General features: G+C 37.0%; 19 protein-coding genes. 9 read left to right on the plus strand and 10 right to left on the minus strand.

Translation table 11 applies throughout. The annotated features are described in order from the left end of the window. Positions 1 to 23 precede the first annotated feature (23 nt). The gene (locus tag T8I65_RS10460; RefSeq protein WP_322300551.1) at positions 24 to 1,022 is read left to right on the plus strand and encodes an aldo/keto reductase; all 999 of its coding nucleotides are present in this window, start codon (positions 24 to 26) and stop codon (positions 1,020 to 1,022) included. A gap of 29 nt (positions 1,023 to 1,051) precedes the next feature. Here the strand turns inward: T8I65_RS10460 and T8I65_RS10465 are convergent, their stop codons facing one another. From T8I65_RS10465 to T8I65_RS10510, 10 genes are all read right to left on the minus strand, one after another. Continuing rightward, complete coding sequence (locus tag T8I65_RS10465; RefSeq protein WP_322300552.1) at positions 1,052 to 1,462, minus strand: hypothetical protein; 411 nt, start codon at positions 1,460 to 1,462, stop codon at positions 1,052 to 1,054. A gap of 131 nt (positions 1,463 to 1,593) precedes the next feature. Further along, positions 1,594 to 2,295, minus strand: coding sequence for a nitroreductase family protein (locus T8I65_RS10470; RefSeq protein WP_322300553.1), 702 nt, complete (start codon positions 2,293 to 2,295; stop codon positions 1,594 to 1,596). A 7-nt stretch (positions 2,296 to 2,302) separates the two neighbouring features. Then, positions 2,303 to 3,709, minus strand: coding sequence for a coniferyl aldehyde dehydrogenase (locus tag T8I65_RS10475; protein ID WP_322300554.1), 1,407 nt, complete (start codon positions 3,707 to 3,709; stop codon positions 2,303 to 2,305). Positions 3,710 to 3,781: 72 nt separating this feature from the next. Beyond that, on the minus strand, positions 3,782 to 4,393 hold the full coding sequence (locus T8I65_RS10480; RefSeq protein ID WP_322300555.1) for a class I SAM-dependent methyltransferase: 612 nt from the start codon (positions 4,391 to 4,393) through the stop codon (positions 3,782 to 3,784). Between the two features lie 2 nt (positions 4,394 to 4,395). Continuing rightward, positions 4,396 to 4,884, minus strand: a complete 489-nt coding sequence (locus T8I65_RS10485; protein ID WP_322300556.1) for a DUF2231 domain-containing protein — start codon at positions 4,882 to 4,884, stop codon at positions 4,396 to 4,398. Continuing rightward, the gene (locus T8I65_RS10490; protein WP_322300557.1) at positions 4,884 to 5,198 is read right to left on the minus strand and encodes a hypothetical protein; all 315 of its coding nucleotides are present in this window, start codon (positions 5,196 to 5,198) and stop codon (positions 4,884 to 4,886) included. Before T8I65_RS10490 ends, T8I65_RS10485 begins: the two co-directional genes overlap by 1 nt. A 77-nt stretch (positions 5,199 to 5,275) precedes the next feature. Further along, a complete protein-coding gene (locus tag T8I65_RS10495; protein WP_322300558.1) occupies positions 5,276 to 6,319 on the minus strand; it encodes a cytochrome d ubiquinol oxidase subunit II in 1,044 nt (347 codons plus the stop codon). A 2-nt stretch (positions 6,320 to 6,321) separates the two neighbouring features. Then, positions 6,322 to 7,623, minus strand: coding sequence for a cytochrome ubiquinol oxidase subunit I (locus T8I65_RS10500; RefSeq protein ID WP_322300559.1), 1,302 nt, complete (start codon positions 7,621 to 7,623; stop codon positions 6,322 to 6,324). 196 nt (positions 7,624 to 7,819) lie between these two features. Beyond that, a complete protein-coding gene (locus T8I65_RS10505; RefSeq protein WP_322300560.1) occupies positions 7,820 to 8,620 on the minus strand; it encodes a sulfite exporter TauE/SafE family protein in 801 nt (266 codons plus the stop codon). Between the two features lie 69 nt (positions 8,621 to 8,689). After that, positions 8,690 to 9,187, minus strand: coding sequence for a Crp/Fnr family transcriptional regulator (locus T8I65_RS10510; RefSeq protein WP_416173216.1), 498 nt, complete (start codon positions 9,185 to 9,187; stop codon positions 8,690 to 8,692). Positions 9,188 to 9,568: 381 nt separating this feature from the next. Here T8I65_RS10510 and T8I65_RS10515 point away from each other — a divergent pair, with 381 nt between their 5' ends. The 8 genes from T8I65_RS10515 (at position 9,569) to T8I65_RS10550 (ending at position 18,242) form a co-directional block, all read left to right on the plus strand. Then, entirely contained in the window at positions 9,569 to 10,951 is a 1,383-nt protein-coding gene (locus T8I65_RS10515; RefSeq protein WP_322300561.1) for an NAD-dependent succinate-semialdehyde dehydrogenase, read from the plus strand. A 164-nt stretch (positions 10,952 to 11,115) separates the two neighbouring features. Further along, the gene (xerA, locus tag T8I65_RS10520; protein ID WP_322300562.1) at positions 11,116 to 12,273 is read left to right on the plus strand and encodes a site-specific tyrosine recombinase/integron integrase; all 1,158 of its coding nucleotides are present in this window, start codon (positions 11,116 to 11,118) and stop codon (positions 12,271 to 12,273) included. Between the two features lie 746 nt (positions 12,274 to 13,019). Next, complete coding sequence (locus T8I65_RS10525) at positions 13,020 to 13,907, plus strand: carboxypeptidase-like regulatory domain-containing protein (protein ID WP_322300563.1); 888 nt, start codon at positions 13,020 to 13,022, stop codon at positions 13,905 to 13,907. Between the two features lie 1,029 nt (positions 13,908 to 14,936). Beyond that, complete coding sequence (locus tag T8I65_RS10530; RefSeq protein ID WP_322300564.1) at positions 14,937 to 15,230, plus strand: type II toxin-antitoxin system HigB family toxin; 294 nt, start codon at positions 14,937 to 14,939, stop codon at positions 15,228 to 15,230. A 4-nt stretch (positions 15,231 to 15,234) separates the two neighbouring features. Beyond that, on the plus strand, positions 15,235 to 15,591 hold the full coding sequence (locus T8I65_RS10535) for a helix-turn-helix domain-containing protein (protein WP_322300565.1): 357 nt from the start codon (positions 15,235 to 15,237) through the stop codon (positions 15,589 to 15,591). Positions 15,592 to 15,761: 170 nt separating this feature from the next. Beyond that, positions 15,762 to 16,361 carry a hypothetical protein gene (locus T8I65_RS10540; protein ID WP_322300566.1) on the plus strand — a complete coding sequence of 200 codons (600 nt, stop codon included), beginning with the start codon at positions 15,762 to 15,764 and terminating at the stop codon, positions 16,359 to 16,361. Between the two features lie 281 nt (positions 16,362 to 16,642). After that, positions 16,643 to 17,212, plus strand: a complete 570-nt coding sequence (locus T8I65_RS10545) for a hypothetical protein (protein ID WP_322300567.1) — start codon at positions 16,643 to 16,645, stop codon at positions 17,210 to 17,212. Between the two features lie 214 nt (positions 17,213 to 17,426). Next, a complete protein-coding gene (locus tag T8I65_RS10550) occupies positions 17,427 to 18,242 on the plus strand; it encodes an RNA helicase (RefSeq protein ID WP_322300568.1) in 816 nt (271 codons plus the stop codon). Positions 18,243 to 18,843 lie beyond the last annotated feature (601 nt).

The raw sequence follows: 18,843 nt of genomic DNA on the forward strand, positions 1-18,843 counted from the left end.
TTATACTGCTAAAAAAATGAATTATGAGTAGAGAAGTTTTAAAACAGAAGTTTGGACTAGGTGGTGTAGCCATTGGAAACGGTTTCAAAGTACTTAGCGATAAAGAAGCAGAACAAACCCTTGAAGGTGCATGGAATGCAGGTGTACGTTATTACGACACCTCTCCCTGGTATGGATTGGGATTAAGTGAAAGAAGGTTTGGACATTTTCTGCATAACAAAAAACGTGAGGATTATATCCTAACGACCAAAGCAGGTAGATTACTAAAGGCTAATGGCAATAAGCCGGAAACAATGTGGAACGAACCTGCTCCATTCGATTATGAATATGACTATTCGGCGGAAGCTGTGAGAAGATCTGTAGAAGATAGTTTACAAAGACTGGGAGTTGAAAGCATAGATTATGTATTTATCCATGATCTTTCACCAGATCATAACGATGAATATAAAGATGGTACAACCTGGCTGGATCATTTTGAAGTAGCTAGAACTGGTGCGATGCCGGAACTTACCAGAATGCGTGAAGAAGGAATTATCAAAGGTTGGGGCCTTGGAGTAAATACCATAGAACCTATTGTAAAGACCCTGGAAGAGACAGATGCAGACCCTGATCTGTTCCTTTCTGCTATTCAATACTCCATGATCGATCATAAAAAATCACTGGATGAGTTATTTCCGGTGATCGAAAAACACGATGTGGGACTTATTTCCGCAGCACCATTTAGTGCTGGTCTTTTATCAGGACAGAAGCGCTATAACTATGGTGGAGAAATGCCAGATGATAAAGTAAAGCAGTTAAACGGAATGAAAGAGGTTGCAAAGAAATATGACGTGGATCTAAGTAAGGCTTCCATACAATTCTCCTACGCAACTAAAGTAGTAAATACGGTGCTGGCAGGTGCCAGTAAGCCGGAACAGGTAGAAGAAAACATGAAAGCATTTGATGCGAAGATCCCATCAGGTTTCTGGCAGGAACTTAAAGAAAGGAACCTCATCGATAATAGATGCGAAACTCCAGAATAGTTACTCACCCCGGTCTACGCCGGGGTTTTTTATTTTAGTTCCAGCCTTAAGTAATAATTCCTACCAAAGCTGAGGAAGAATATTAAATAACCCAGTAATACCATTAAGATTACTCCAAGAACGAGGCTGTTATAATCATATTTTAAATACAGAAAAAAATATAGCAAAGCGATAAGGATCGCAGAGGGCATAAAGTATTTTGACATCACAAAGCCTGAAACCTGAACATGAATAGTATCATCCTTCCCTAATGTTAAAGCAAGCGGCTGACTCCCACACCAGTCTATTTTCGCTTCCAGACTATATACACCAGGTGGAACCGCATACTTCTTTATTTCATGATCGCCTATATCACCAATCTTTCGTCCATTAAGATATAGCTCAAAACTTCTCATTTTATTTGCCCACTCTGAATCACGTTGTATGTATATAACTGGCATTAAATCGATTAGTTTAGGTTTTGTAACAAATGTTACATTCGGTACTTGAGATTTCTTCTACATTGCAAGCGGTTAGATTTTACAGGTTTTTAAAATCGAACGCCGTATCACCCTACAGATGCGGCGTTTTTTTATTCGTAAAACTCTGTGATCTGTGATAGCGTTTTTCGCTCAATATCCGGTACCAGCGCATTTTTCGCAGCATAACCTACCGGCAATAATAAAAAAGGTCTTTCATTCTTTGGTCGCTTGAGAATGTTTAAGAGAAAGTTCATAGGACTCGGAGTGTGCGTCAAAGTGACAAGTCCGGCATTATGAATCGCAGAAATTAGCATTCCGCAAGCAATCCCAACCGACTCATTTACATAGTAATTTGTTAGTTTCTCTTCCTCTAATCCAATTTCATAAGCTTCCTTAAAAACTACTATGATCCAGGGGGCGATCTCCAGAAACTCCTTATTGGTATCGGTTCCAAGAGGCGCCAGATCCTTCAGCCATTGTTCGCTCATTCTGCTACTATAATTTGCCTGCTCTTCCTCTTCTGCAGCGATTCTAATTTTCCGTTTGATTTCTTCGGAAGAGATTGCGCAAAATTTCCAGGGCTGCTTATGTGCACCTGAAGGAGCCGTTCCAGCAGAAAGAATCAATTGCTCAATAACTTCTTTCGCTACCGGTCGATCTGAAAAATGCCTGACAGATCTACGCTCAGAAAGTTCTGAATAAAACTTCCTGGCTCTTAACAGCATTTCGGCCTCGGTAAACTCTTCGGAATAAAAGGGAATGTGCGGGAATCCGTTTACCTCAACTATTTTCCTTTCTAATTTTCCTTCCATAAAAACTTTAAACTTTGCTAATATCTCCCATTACGCCTATTAATTTCTTTTTAATCTCGGTATAAGGTGGATGCAGAATATCTGTTGCAGCGAACTTCTTCTGCTGCATGACCGCCCGCTTTTTCGAGAAGGTTTTAAATCCGTCAAAACCATGATAGTGGCCCATTCCGCTTGCTCCCACTCCCCCAAAAGGTAGTCTGTGTTGTGCCAGATGATAAATAGTATCATTAATGGTCACTCCCCCTGAAAGCGTAAATTTTAAAAGATGATCTATACGATCCTGGTTATCATCAAAATAATAAAGCGCCAGAGGTTTCGCATTTGCGTTTACATACTCGATTGCCTGCTCCACGGAATCAAGGTTTAAAACGGGCAATAGCGGACCAAAGATCTCTTCCTGCATGATCTCCATATCACTGCTAACGTCAAAGACCAATTTTGGAGTCATCATACCTTCAGGTAACTCATTGGTTTCGCATAATTCGATAATTTCTGCACCTTTTTGTTTAGCGTCTTCCAGTAAAGAGGTCAAACGTTTAAAATGTTTATCGCTAATGATATAGGAATACTGTTTGTTATTCGCGACATCTGGATAAAACTTTTCTACTACCTGTTTGCTGTATTCTATAAGCTTATCGTTTAAATCTGCAGGCATGACCAGGTAATCTGGTGCGACACAGGTTTGCCCCGCATTAAAAAGTTTACCAGCCAGGATCCTCTTTGCAGCCAGTTCCAGATCGTAAGATTCGTGAATGATCGCTGGAGATTTACCACCAAGTTCCAGAGTGACCGGTGTAAGATTAGGTGCAGCTGCTGCCATGATCAATTTTCCCACGCGGGTGGAACCGGTAAAGAATAGATGATCAAATGGGAGTGAAGAAAAATCTTTGGCAAGCTCTGCATCGCCAGTAACACAGTGAATATAAGAAGAGTCAAATGTCTTGTTGATCAAATCTTTGATCACTTCCGCCGATGCCGGAGCAATTTCCGAAGGTTTGATGATCGCATGATTTCCCGCAGCTATGGCGTCCACCAATGGACTTAGGGTTAACAGGATCTGGTAATTCCACGCACCCATGATGCCAACTGCACCTAAAGGCTGGAATCGATAGAATGCCGTAGATGGTAATAGAAACCATGAACTGCGAACCGATTTCCGTTTTATCCAGTTTTTAAGATGGCGTCTGGCATGTTTGATCTCATCATGTAGCGGAAAAAGTTCCAGGATGGTGGTTTCTTCAGCACTACGATGTCCAAAATCCTGAGAAACGGCTTCTATCAATCGTTCCTGGTTTTTTTCTACCATTTCTGAAAGACTAGCCAGAGCCTCCATTCTCTGTTCGTATTCCGGAGGTGATTTTGTAAATGCCTTTTGCTGAATTTTTAGTAGATCTGATAGTTCTTGTGAAGTCATAGAGTAGCCTTTAAAATTGAAGGAACATTCTAAATTTAAAGTTTTCTATGAATATGCGACTGAGTTCGCTCTTTATTTTCTTCTGAAGAGCCCTGTAGAAAAATTCTGTTTTGCTCCCCACGGAGTTGTATGATCCCGATTCTCGAGCCTCACCGTCTCAAAATCTGATTCTAATAGTTCCTCCAGAGCTGAAGTTGCATATTTCCTGATGGTGATTCCACTGCATTTATCGGGTCCGTTTTCAGAAAAAACTGATAGTAGACAATATGCGCCTTTCTTTAAAGAATTCTTTAATACTGTTAAGTAATCCTCAACCGGCTTATCCTCGGTAAGAAAGTGCAGGGCCGCACGATCATGCCAAAGTTCGAAGGATGTATCTGGTTTAAAGTTAGTTATATCAGACTCTATCCAGTTAATTTTTTCAGCCTTCTCTCCCAACCTGTTCTGCGAATCCTGCAGTGCTTTTGCTGAAATATCCAAAACATGAATATTCTTATATCCCAGTTCCAGTAGATGATCTGCGAGAAAGCTATTTCCTCCACCAATATCAATGATATTCGCTTGAGGAGAAAGACCAAGAGACCTGATGATCTCAAGGCTGTGTTCCGGCTTTGGCTGGTACCAGCTGGTTTCTTCAAACTGCCTGGTATTATAAATCTTTTCCCAGTGTTCTTTTAAATCCATTTTCAATTAAATTCTGCACAATTTTCAGAAGGAATATTCACGCCTGCGGCTTGCTGGTAAACCAGGCTTGCACCTAAATGACCTACATAAGCAAGACAAACAGCACCCGCCACTAGAAGCAGAACGACCACAAGATTAGTCAGTTTATTCCTGAAGTTTTCGAAGTAATAAAATACTATCTCCAATAAAAGCCCAATACTAAATAACCAGGCGGTCGTGTAGGCAAAGTTCTCATGATCTTTTAAAATGGTTGGATCACATAATTTACGGGAAACGACCCCATCTGCCAGATCACCGGTATAAATAGAAATCCAGATCCCAATAACTCCCAGGATGAGTAAAAGTCGGCCACCAAAATGCCAGGTTTCTCTTCCAGACCATAGACTCATGATCTTAAAAAGGGTTGCCAGTAATAGTAAAACTATTGGAAAATGAACGGACAGAGGATGAAAAACCTCTGTCCGCCAAAATTCTGGAATTTGAGTTTCCATTATTCCATGATTTTTACTGAAATAGGATCCAGTCTTTTTCCGTTCTTTTCTACTTCTACTTCTACTTTCTGTCCTTCTTCAAGTTCAGAAAATTCTACATCGCTTCCATTTCTGGTCAGGCTTGTAGTTTCAGTAAAATATAGCTCCAAAGTCTTGTCATCATCTGTAGTAACATAGATCTCTGTTTTGTCTGCTTCTACTTCTTTTACTGTTCCCTGGTAAGTTCCAGATTCCACAGCATCTGTACTTTCACCACAAGCAACGAACAATAAGATCGCGCTCATAAACATACCTTTCAAAATTGTTGATTTCATAGTCTTAAATTTAAATTAGATTGTAGAGGCTGAAATTAATGAAATTCTATTAGCCCATAAATAGAGTTCCCGATTATTTAATCTTCAGCAGTATGTTTTCCTGATCTGGACGGAATCCTGATCATATTGAAAGATTTCATCAAATGAAATAATCCCGGCAATATGATCCCTCCTCCAATGATCAATGAAATTCCCAGCACGTGCATTACAGATTCCGGAGCAGTGCTTTCGAGCATATTCACTTCCGAAGTACTGGTAATAATAAGGCGCGGAAAATGAGTATACACAGCAGCAAATATGACCAGTAAGATCTGTAATCCTGCGTAAATCCTGGTCTGTACACGTTTTTGTTTCCAGATAGCAAACCATAGAGGAATCAGTAATAATGCTGAGAGTACGATCGCTATTAGAGATATACTATTCTGAAGAAATTCTTTAATAAAAGCCATATCATACCAGTACCCATAGAAAAGCACTGCACCACCCACCAATACTAACACAACGGTGAAAATTGCCGATTTCCGACTATACATTTTCCTGATATCTCCTTCAGTTTCTCCAATTAATAATGTTGAAGCCAGGAATGTACAAAGTGCAGCATAGAATAATCCTGTTAGAACAGTAAAGGTATTTAGCCACGGATACATAAAAATTTCAGCAAACGTAGTATTAGAGTAATCATCTGTAACTACAATCTTACCGCTTAACAATGCACCAAATGACATTCCGAGGAAAATTGGAGTAATAAGGCTTGATATCCTGAACATGCGATTATACCAAACCTGTGTTCCATCGATCACCGCATCATAATGCCTGAAAATAAATGCAACTCCCCGCATGGTAATTCCTAATAACACCAGTGTAAGTGGAATATGAAGATAGATGATGATGATATTGAAATAAGCCGGAAAAGCGATCCATAGAATAACAATCAGGATAATAAGCCAGATATGATTGGCTTCCCAGACCGGTCCCATGACTTTATAGACCGTAAGTTTATTCAATTCCCTGTTCTCCCGGGATGAAAAAAGCTCTACGATGCCAGCCCCAAAGTCGGCACCACCCAAAAGAACATATAGAAATAGAGAGAAAAACGTAAAAAATAGCACTACGTATAACATACCTACCCGATTGAGTTATTAAGAACCTTGATCTGCCTGTGCATTAGCCAGGTTACCATCGCTGCAAGGATGGCGTAAACAGTAACGTATAGGTAAAAGCTGAATTCTAAACCAGGCATTGGGGTTACAGCTTCAGAAGTTCGCATGATATTGTACACGATCCAGGGTTGTCTTCCTACCTCGGTAACTACCCAACCTGCTTCCACGGCTACAAATCCTAAAGGAGTTAGTATCGCGAACAGCCACCAGTATTTCTTATTATCCAGCCAGCTTTTCTTCTTTAAACTGATAAAATAGATCAAAGCCGCCAGCATTAGTAAACTACCAATTCCCACCATGGTCTGGAAAGCGTAATGTACAACAGGAACCGGTGGGAGATCTTCTTCAGGAAAATCATTCAGTCCTTTTACCTCAGCATCAAAATCTCCAAAGGCCAGGAAGGATAATGCTTTTGGTATTTCTAACATATTACTCACAGTTTTATTTTCCGCATCCACAATTCCGCCGATATAAAGTGGAGCTCCTTTTTGGGTTTCATAATGCGCTTCCATCGCGGCAAGTTTTACCGGCTGTCTTTGTGCGACATCCTTGGCAGATAGATCACCACTTATAGGTTGTAAAAGCGCTGCGACCGCACCAAATACAATGGCAATTTTAAAAGCAGCCTTGTGCAGATCTGGGCGTTTGTTACGTAATATTTGTATGGCGTGAAGACCGGCAACGGCAAAGCCAGTAGCAGCGAAAGCAGCCAGGGTCATATGCAGAGCCTGGGTGAACCATGCGTCATTAAGAAAAGCCTTTACCGGATCTATATTCACATAAGCGCCATTTACCACATCAAAACCAGTTGGTGAATTCATCCAGGCATTGGCAGATACTACGAGAATCCCTGAGATCACTCCTGAAATTCCCACGATGATCCCAGTGATCCAGTGAAAAGTTTCCGGAAGTTTTTTCCAGCCATACAGGTAAAAACCAAGCGCGATCGCTTCTACAAAGAAGGCCGCACCTTCCAGGGAAAATGGCATTCCTATTACAGGACCGGCATGTTTCATAAATTCTGGCCAGAGCATTCCCAGCTCAAAGGACAGTGCGGTTCCCGAAACTGCACCGGTGACAAAAAAAATGGCAACTCCGCGTTGCCAGGCTTTAGTAAGTTTTAAATAAATAGGTTTGCGGGTATTTAGCCACTTTTTATGAGAAACGACCATAAAAAAGGGCATGACCATACCAATACATGCAAAAATAATATGAAATCCGAGGGTAAAAGCCATTTGGAGTCTGGCGTAATCGAGGTTTTCCATGACGGAATGATTTGGATGATATTCCGACCTCAAAAAGTAGGTTGGAACACCTGTTCTTTCGGTTTGTAAATTTAATGATTTTAATAGGCCTGATCCCTTCAGCAACACTTTAATTTCTGAATTTAACGCATGTTGCATGAAGTCTTAAGAAGGATCAAAAACTTAATAATTTTACGAATTAAAACTTCAGAAGAGATTATAGTAGTTCGCTTAGAATAATATAGATACCCATCACCAAAACGAACCAGCCAAAGCCTTTTTTCAACTTCTTCCCATCTATGAATTTGTTCAGATAAACTCCCAGCCAGATTCCTGCAATGGAGAGCCCGGTAAATATAAGTAGAAACGGCCAGTCAATTTCAAGGTTTTGAACATCCCCAATAAAACCGATCAAACTTTTAAACGCGATAATGAGTAAGGAAGTGGCCACAGCTTTTTTCATGGGAAGCTTAGCCAGTAAAACCAATGCCGGGATGATAAGGAAACCACCACCAGCTCCAACGATTCCGGTTAACAGTCCCACCACGATCCCTTCTAAAATAATCAAAGGATAGTTATACTGCACTGCTTGTTCTTCACCAGTATCCTCAGTACGTTTTTGAGTGATCATCGAAATTGAGGCAACCACCATGATAATAGCGAAAAACAACATGATCCCGATATTCTTGGTAATCGTGAGTCCGCCAATACTAAAGATCTCCTCTGGAATTGCCGGGACGAGGTACATCCTGGTTAGATATACGGCAATAAATGCGGGAATTGCAAAAACGATTGCGGTCCTGAAATCTATCAATTTCTTCGGAAGGTTTCTAATCGCGCCTACTAAAGCTGAAGTTCCCACCACAAAAAGAGAATAAGCAGTCGCGGTCACAGGATTTATTGCCATGAGGTAAACCAGCACCGGCACCGTAAGTATGGAACCTCCGCCACCTATGAGTCCAAGCACTACTCCAATAAGTAAAGCTCCAAAATAACCGAGAATTTCAAGAATATCCATAGTAATTTAATTTCGGAGCAAATGTATTGGGTTCATAGAGTACGTGCAGTAACAAGTGTTACAGAAGGATTATAGATCGATGACCTTGATCTGGTTTCTCTGTAATTTGATCTTGCCATCCAGTTCTAGCTTCTTTAATAACCTGGAAACCACCACCCTGGACGTATGAAGGTCGTATGCAATCTGTTGATGGGTACTTTGCACATTCTCATCTCCATTGATCTTAGCCTTGTCCCGCAGGTATTTCATAATACGCTGATCCATATTAAGGAATGCGATCGTGTCTATAGTATCCAGCATTTCAGAAAGACGGGAGTGATAGCTTTCAAAAACAAAATTTCTCCAGCTTTTAAATCTCGCGGTCCATTCTTCCATTTTGGCAATAGGCACCATAATCATGGTAGTATCGGTTTCGGCTACCGCACGAATCTCAGATTTGGTCTGGCCCATACAACAATTAAGAGTCATGGCACAGGTATCTCCTCTTTCTATAAAGTAAAGCAGCAATTCATCACCGTCACCGTCTTCGCGTAAAATTTTTATAGCGCCATTTAGCAACAACGGCATCCCGGTAACATAATCGCCAAACTCAATAATGCGCTCCCCTGCATCGATCTTACGAATAGATCCACATTCGGCGATCTCTTCGAGCAATTCTTTTTCAAATAGAAAGCCGTAGGCCTCCTGTAATTCGGTCATCATGGGTTAGGATTTTTACCCTTTAAAATTAGCAAGATTATCGAGAACAATTCCCAGCGATTTGGTAGGATACTTCGGAAGTATCACGGAAATCAAAAATTACTGATACTACAGAAGTAAGTTTTATAAAAATTTTAAAGTTATAGGGCCTTCCGAAGAATTCATTTAACGAAGTCTTATTAAGCTTCGGCTCTCTTAAGACGTACCTTAGTGTTCAAGAAAAATTGCTAAACAAAAAAGATAAAAATTATGTCGAAGGATTCAAAAATGACCACTATTAACCCAGCAACCGGAAAGGAAATCCAATCTTATGATACGATGACCAATGATGAAATGAACAAGGCGATCGAGTCCTGTCATGAAGCATTCCTGGAATGGAAAATGAAGCCTGCTGAAGAGCGCGCAAAAATTATTGTTAATATTGGAAAAGAACTTGACAAGAATAAAGACAAACTTGCCAAATTAATGACAGAGGAAATGGGGAAACTGGAAAAGCAGGGATACCAGGAAATTGAACTCTGTTCAGCTATTTGTGATTATACCGCTGAAAACGGACCAAAAAGTTTACAGGATGAAGAAAGAGAATTACCAGAAGGTGGAAAAGGTTTTATCACCTACTCTCCTATGGGCGTGATCTACGGAATCCAACCATGGAATTTCCCAACTTACCAGGTAGTGCGTTATTCTATCGCTAATCTTATGGCCGGAAACGGAGTATTGCTGAAGCATGCTGAAAACGTAACCGGAACAGGAATTTTACTGGAGCAAATTTATAAGGACGCAGGATTACCCGAGAACTTATTTAAGACTCTGGTAATTTCTCATGACCAGAGTGATGAGGTAATCGAAAACGAACGAGTTCGCGGTGTAACTCTTACAGGAAGCCCTGGCGCCGGAAGGATTATTGGTGAAAAAGCAGGGAAAGCGCTTAAGAAAACGGTATTAGAACTGGGAAGTAACGATGCTTATATCGTACTTGATGATGCAGATCTTGATCTTGCTGTAAAAACCTGTGTACAGGGACGTCTCTATAATAATGGTGAAACCTGTGTTGCTGCGAAAAGATTTATCGTAGTAGATGCGGTTTATGACAAATTTAGAGATGCTTTTGTAGAGCAGATGAAGAATATGAAGGCAGGAGATCCTACAAGCGAAGATAGCGATCTGGGACCAATGGCCAGAAAAGATCTACGTGAAGAACTTCATGAGCAGGTAGAAGAGAGTGTGAAAAAAGGCGCAAAGATCCTTTGTGGAGGGAAAATTCCAGAAGGCGACGGATTCTATTATCCAGCTACTGTGCTTGAAAATCTTGAGCCGGGACAACCAGCTTATGATGATGAGCTTTTTGGACCTGTAGCTTCTTTAATCAAAGCGAAAGATACTGATGATGCGATGAGAATTGCGAATGACAGTAGATTTGGTCTTGGTGGAGGAATTTTCTCTAAAGACGAAGCTAAGGCTAAGGAATTAGCTCAAAAGCACTTTGATACCGGAATGGTATTTATCAATTCCTTTGGACTTGCCAAGCCTAACATGCCATTTGGTGGTGTGAAGGATTCAGGTTATGGTAGAGAACATGGTGGATTTGGATTGCATGAATTTGTAAATGCAAAATCTGTAATGATGGCGTAAGTCATTATTCATTTCTATATATACAAGGGAGCTACGGCTCCCTTTTTTATGGACAAATTTTAAATAAACCTCTTAACCAGCGCTTTCTGTTTTTAAACGTTTTCACGACCAACGCGACCTTATGAATCGGATTTTCATTTATGTTTGAAGGTTAATTAAATTTTATGAAGCAATTGAATTTGTTTCTATTCAGACATAAAAATGCTGAACAGATAGGTATAGACTTTAGATTTGACATGGAACTAAAGGCTCATTTAAAAAAGCTCAATGAAGTGAGGTGGAGTCGAACCCATTCCTGCTTCTATATTCCAGCGGGTAAACAATACCTGGAGAGCCTTAACTCCCACTTCAAATCTATAGAGGTAGAAATTAATACTGCTCTACTCGACTTTTCCAGAATTCCAGATATCGCCATTGTAGAAACTGTTGAAGTAAGACAGGCCATGCGAAAGTTCGTGCGATATTTAAAAGGTTTGAGACATAGCCCAAGTACGATCAAAACCTATTCTTCATTTGTGCACTCATTTCTGAAATTTCATCATGAAAAAGAGAATTACACGCATAGGGATGTCGCCAGGTTTATAGAATCTGAAGTTGCTCTGAAACGCTATTCTATAAGTACGCACCGGCAATGTATTAGCGCTTTAAAGCATTATTTTGAATTTAATGAAAATGCTTTATTTGATCTTAACGCGTTGAAGCGTCCCAAGAAAAGCAGTTATCTACCTACGGTTCTAAGCAAGGAAGAGTTAATCGATCTATTGCGACTTACCCGAAATTTGAAACATCGTAGTATTCTCGCGCTTATATATTCTTCTGGCTTACGAATTGGTGAGCTGATCAATCTTGAGTTGCGGGATCTTGATATTGATAGAAGGCAAATTCTGGTTAGACAGGCAAAAGGTAGGAAAGACCGTTATGTGATGATGGCAGAAAGTTTTCTTCCATTATTACTGAATTATTTACAAACTTATGAACCTAAGCGTTACTTCGCTGAAGGTAACGGCGGAAAATACTCCAGTTCCGCGATTCGCGGATTCCTGAAGGATTCCTGCGAAAGAGCAAAGATTAGAAAAAGGGTGACTCCGCATACGCTAAGACACAGTTTCGCCACGCATATGCTGGAGAACGGAACAGATCTAAGATATATCCAAGAACTGCTAGGCCACGCTAAACCGGAAACTACGATGATCTATACGCATGTAACCAAAAAAGACCTCCTGAAAATTGAGAGTCCGCTTGATTCCACTATCAAAAAGCTATTGGAGAAGGGAGATAAAGAACAGTCGGATCTGCGTTTATCCCGAAACATACTCGGATAAATATGTATATTTGGGTGGATATAACGAGTTATATACAATGGCTCCAAAACCACCTGAGTTCAATAACTTAACGTAACAAATCATAACTTACAATTTCCAAAGCTAGATTAAAGTGTAACGTTTCTATAAATAATTAACTAATAGCTTAAAATAAGATTTAGAATAAATTCATAGGATACTAAAAATCCAATCACAAACATTAAACTAAAATTATCATGGCTAGAATATTGAAATCAAAAAAAACTCATCTACTTATTTTTCTATTCACATTCGTAATTGCATTCATAATATTAAGCACTATATTTTCAGATTGGGAACATTTCAAAGCGGGACTTTTTGGATACTAAACTATTCTTAATAAATGTGATATACTCCCAAGCTTAATGTTGTAATAGTTAGTTGGAAAAATCCACTTCTTAAATGACAAGTAAAAATGGAGATCCTATAAGCACTCAAGTATTATAATTGAGTTTTAAATAAAGATTTCTGTGGTTAATTATTGGTTTGATAAGAAGAATAGGACTATATCAACTTCTGATTAATATAGCCGGAACACGTTTAAAACTTAAAAGAGGTCCAATTTATAACTGTAACTGTCGCCACAGTATATAACAACGGTTAATCGCCAATAGACGGCAGCGTTAGAAAGAAAATAATTAAATTGACCAACAAACCAATACTAAGCCGACAACTCCGCGTCCCTTATTCCGCCAACTGGCGATAACCGAGACCGTTGCCCACAATATATGACAAGAAAGCTACTTATAATTATTGGACTCATCAGCTTCCAATTTTCAATTGCTCAAATTCAAGGAACAATTATTAACTCTGATACTAATCAGTCCATTTCATTTGCAAGTATTTGGATTGAGAATACAAATATTGGAACCACATCTGATAAAAATGGAGTATATCAGCTAGACAAGACTGATAACTCAAATATTGTTGTCTTTTCAGCTATAGGGTATCAAACCCAACGTATTGAATTTGATTTATTAAAAGATAGCATACGATTAAAATCAATATCAGAACCATATCCTAAACTTGAGAATATAAATAGTTCTAGAAAGAAAAAAAGAACAACTAGTATTGGTAAATACGACAAAGCGAAAACTAAGAGATTTTTTGGGGCAGGTAATTTACCTGGGATAACAGCGCGATTTTTTGAGTATAATAATTCATATTCCAAAACACCGTTTTTAAACGAAATTTCTATCCTAACCAGTAGTGATATTTCTAGAGCTAAATTTCTAATTAAATTATATAAAAAGGACAGCGTTGGTAATCCAGGAGATTACATATATCATAAAAATATTATCGGCGTATCACGACGTGGTAAAAGATCCACGAAAATAAATCTTTCGGATTTGAATATAAAATTTCCAGAAAAAGGTCTTTTTGTCGGAATAGAGTGGTTAATTATAGAAGATAACAAATTTGAATATTCGTATATATCACCGGGCAAAAAGGGAGAATTAACAGATATATCATATGAGCCAGCATTCGGAATGATTTCGAGTTCGACATTAAATAATTCGTGGAGCTTCTTTCAAGGACATTGGACTAGAATCCCTAAAGATCCAAGAAACCACGAGTTTAAACTTTTAGCATTAGAATTAGAGTTATCAGACTAATATACCGTGGGCAACATCGGTTGATCGCCAATAAGCGGCACCGTTAATAAGATAATAATTAACTTGACCAACAATCCAATACTAAGCCGACAAATCCGCGTCCCTTACTCCGCCAACTGGCGATAACCGAAACCGTTGGCAATAATACTTAAACAGCGAATTGAAATGCAAAATAGATTTTACCAATTATCTAAAAAGGAAAAAAGGAACTTCTATCTAAATCTGACTATCGTTATTTTAGTGATTCTCATTCCCGTTTTTGCACTCTCTTTTTATTTCAAAATCTATTTTCTAGCACCTTTAATTTTCTGGATCCTACTTTCAATTACAGCTCCATTTTTCGATATACCATCAATGAATAAAAATGGAAATTTGAAATACGAATCATCGCTGTTAATTTCAGAAAAAGAAAAAATAACCAAATAAAAATACACGGAGGATCCCTATTTGACTATTACTTTGTCTTAAATAATCAAGATAAGGGAAGTAAAAGAAGAAATATTATTCTCTTAGAATATTTAAATGGTATCCTCGAAATAATTGAATCAAACAAAGAAAAGCCAGATTTAAAAATTACAGGAACTACATATATTTTGAACCAGAGAACAGCGAATAAAATTGGTTTCAAAGTTCAAGAAATGGATACAATTCAATTAATTATCCTACTTCTAAATTATCCAAACCTGATTTTCACAAAATCTTTCTCTCATAAAAAATTATCCTTTCCAGACTTGAAGAATATTAAAACATATAAATCTAGTATTAAAGAATTGGATGAGAATAAACAGAAAATTACTCAAATTAGAAATACAATAAAAAGTACTATTGCCAACATCGGTTAATCGCAAATAACGGGTATTGCCGAAAAAGTGTAATTTTAGAAACCAAGAGAGAAAATAATTAATCCGACAAGTCCGCGTCCCTACTCCCGCAACTTGCGATAACCGTAACCGTTAGCTCCAATATTTTATCAAGAAAATAGTTCCCAATTTGGGATTTTAATTTATCTTTGTTATAAAATAATTTAATGTGAGAATTATTGCAAAACGAACCTTACGTGATTTTTGGATAAAACACGCCGATAGTGAACAGCAATTAAAAGCCTGGTATCGAGAAACAGAAAAAACAGAATGGGAAAATATAAATGATTTAAAAAAAGACTATCCCAGCGCAAGTATTTTACAAGACAATAGAATCGTTTTCAATATAAAAGGAAACAACTATCGATTAATTGTAAAATTTAACTTTGAATATCAAGTTTGCTACATAAGATTTATTGGAACTCACGCGGAATATGATAAAATAGACGCTAATAATATTTAGAAAAATGAATATAAAACCAATTAGAAACGAAGAAGATTATCAAAATGCTCTTCAAAGACTTGATGAAATTTTTGATGCAAAAAGAGGTACAGAAGAAGGTGACGAACTAGAAATACTAGTTATTCTCGTTGATAATTATGAGAATGAACATTTTCCAATCGGTATGCCTGATCCAATAGAAGCTATAAAATTCAGAATGGAACAAATGGGAATGAAACAAAAAGACCTGGCAGAGGTTTTCGGTTTCAAAAGCAGAGTAAGTGAAATTTTGAACAAGAAAAGAAAACTGACTTTGGAAATGGTAAGAAAGTTAAATACTACTCTTCATATTCCAACAGAGGTTTTGATCCAAGATTATTAATCGGAACACAAATACTGGAGCTAACAACGGTTCACCGCAAATAAGCGGCAGCGTTAGAAAGAAAATAATTAACTTGACCAACAAACCAATACTAAGCCGACAAATCCGCCTCCCCTATTCCGCCAACTTGCGGTAACCGAAACCGTTGGCAGCAATATTTCAAGAAAACAGTGAATAAGAAAAGTTTAGGAAAGAAGAATAAAGAGCTTCTAAAAATTGCAGAAAATATAATGAAGGCTGGAAATTCTTCTGTTCAGAAAAAAGACTTTTATATCCTCTCAATTATTAATAGAACGATTTCTTTGAATAAGGCATTTATTCTTTTAGTAGAGAATAAAAATTCGCTTTCTGCAGTTTCTATCTTAAGAATGCAACTCGATAATTTATTGAGATTAAATGCGATCAATATTGTAGATAATATTGATGATTTTTTAAAACATTTTTATGACGGGAAACCGATAAACACATTCAAGATAAAAAAGCAAAGATTTACGGATAAATTCTTAGCAACAGAATTGGATAAAAAGGTTCCCCAAACTTTAGATTTATATAATTACTTATGTGATTATATTCATTTTAGTGATAAACATTTTGATGCAACAAAAACGTTTTCAAAAAATGAAAAAGCTCTATTTAGAATAGTAATTGGTGAGTCCGATATTTTTAATAAAGGTCAAATCACCACTTTCTACGAGAATATAATCTATATATCTAATTCTATAGAAATGATTGGGCAAGAATGGATAAATTCAAAAGAAAATTTGAACTAGAAATACGGCTGCCAACAACGTATATCGCAAATGGCGGGTTTCATAGAAAAGTACTAAATTAGTTTTGATAACAAACAAAAGCGTTAAGCCGACAAATCCGCATCCATAAATCCGCGCCACTTGTCGATATACGAGACCGTTGTGCCAAATTAATAAGAAAAATAATCTTTCAATTTATGTTCGGAATTTTAAAAATCCGAATTATTTTACAGAGCATTTTTCTACTTATTTTAAAAAGATTAAAAATTATAAACTATATATTCAACTTTAAATATTCCAAAATGAGAAAATTATTACTCCTTTTATTGCTTGTTAATTATTCAGTTTTCGCTCAATTAAAAATTAAAGATGATAAAACTGTATTTTATGAAGAAGTCATTGAAACAGATAAAACTACAAAAGAAGTTCACGACGCCGTAGAAGAATTTTTGGCTACTAATTCTGGCAATTCTAACTACACTATTAAAATTAATAACGAAGACCAAATCTTATCAAAAGGTCAAATTAGTGTAATTGGGCCAAACAAATTAGAAATTGTGCTAAACACAGAGTTCAAAGATGGCAGATATAGAATCCTAATGGATCCAATTTCGTGGAATGGTAAAAGTCCATTAACAGAATCAATGAATTTTGATAAAGAGAAAGCTAAAGAAGATATGAAACAAATGTATATTGATAAAGGAATGGAAAAAACTTACGAAAAAAAGGATAAGAAAGGAGAAATTGATGCTGATATACAAGAGTTCGTCAAGATGCAAACTATGCTATATGATAAATCTAAAGAAAAGATTATAAATTTCGCCAATTCCTTGAAAAAATATGTATCCAATAAGGAAAATTCAGAATGGTAAAAATCGGATTTAAGAAGAATAAATATTCTTAAATTAGATGAAACTCAATATCCATAAATTAACTTGGCACAACATCGGTTCATCGCAAATAGCGGGTATTGTGCTGAAAATTGTTATTTTAGAGACCATTATAAAAACCACTAAGCCGACAAATCCGCATCCTTACTCCCGCAACTTGCGATAACCGTAACCGTTAGGCAAAATAAAATCAATCATGGAAGAAACTCCTAAATCAGAAAATCATAAAAAAATGAAATGTGGTATTATAATGCCGATAGCTTCTCATTCTGATTATCCAACCGATCATTGGACCGACGTTTTAGATATACTTATTGAAGCTATAGAAGAGACGGACTTCGAGCCTAGATTGGTAAGTGATGATGTAGCCGTTGGACTAATTCATGATAGAATAGTAACAAATATTTACAATGATGAAATTATTGTTTGTGATGTTAGCTCTAAAAACCCGAATGTGATGTTTGAATTGGGATTAAGATTAGCTTTTGATAAGCCGACTATTATAATTAAAGATGAACTTACTGGTTATTCTTTTGATACTGGAGTTATTGAGCATATAAATTATCCATCTTCACTGCGGTTCAATGAAATCGTTAAATTTAAAATAGAACTAAAAAAGAGGATTAATGCTACTTATAAAAAATCTCAAGAAGAAAGTGACTATTCTCCATTTCTAAAAAGCTTCGGAAAAAAAATTGTGCCGGCATCAATTCAGCAAACCGAGATTCCAGAAGGAAAATTTATTTTAGAGCAAATTAATTTAATGAGAAACGATTTGCGATCTCTGAAAAATAAAGATTCTGCAGTAAAATCTTTTAATAATAATACAAAAAATGAGAGAATGGTTTTGGAGTACTATATAAAAGATCAAATTGCAAAAGGTAAAATACCGAATGAAAGAGATGCTATAACCTTGAGAAATGCTTTGTTGCATCAAGGTGTAGACTTAGAAGTAGATTTCATAAAGGATTATCTCAGAAATATTGATCATTTCTTACCAAAAAAACTATAGAAGATTTTACTTAGCCTAACAACGGTTACCGCAAATGGCGGGTTTTACAAAAAAGAACTAAATTAGTTTCCATAACAAACCAAACCGTAAACCGACAAATCCGCATCCATAATTCCGCGCCACTTGTCGTTAACCGGGACCGTTATATACAATGGCTCCAAAACCACCTGAGTTCAATAACTTAACGTAACAAATCATAACTTACAATTTCCAAAGCTAGATTAAAGTGTAACGTTTCTATAAATAATTAACTAATAGCTTAAAATAAGATTTAGAATAAATTCATAGGATACTAAAAATCCAATCACAAACATTAAACTAAAATTATCATGGCTAGAATATTGAAATCAAAAAAAACTCATCTACTTATTTTTCTATTCACATTCGTAATTGCATTCATAATATTAAGCACTATATTTTCAGATTGGGAACATTTCAAAGCGGGACTTTTTGGATACTAAACTATTCTTAATAAATGTGATATACTCCCAAGCTTAATGTTGTAATAGTTAGTTGGAAAAATCCACTTCTTAAATGACAAGTAAAAATGGAGATCCTATAAGCACTCAAGTATTATAATTGAGTTTTAAATAAAGATTTC

It is taken from the genome of Christiangramia sp. OXR-203, assembly GCF_034372165.1.
Lineage (GTDB): Bacteria > Bacteroidota > Bacteroidia > Flavobacteriales > Flavobacteriaceae > Christiangramia.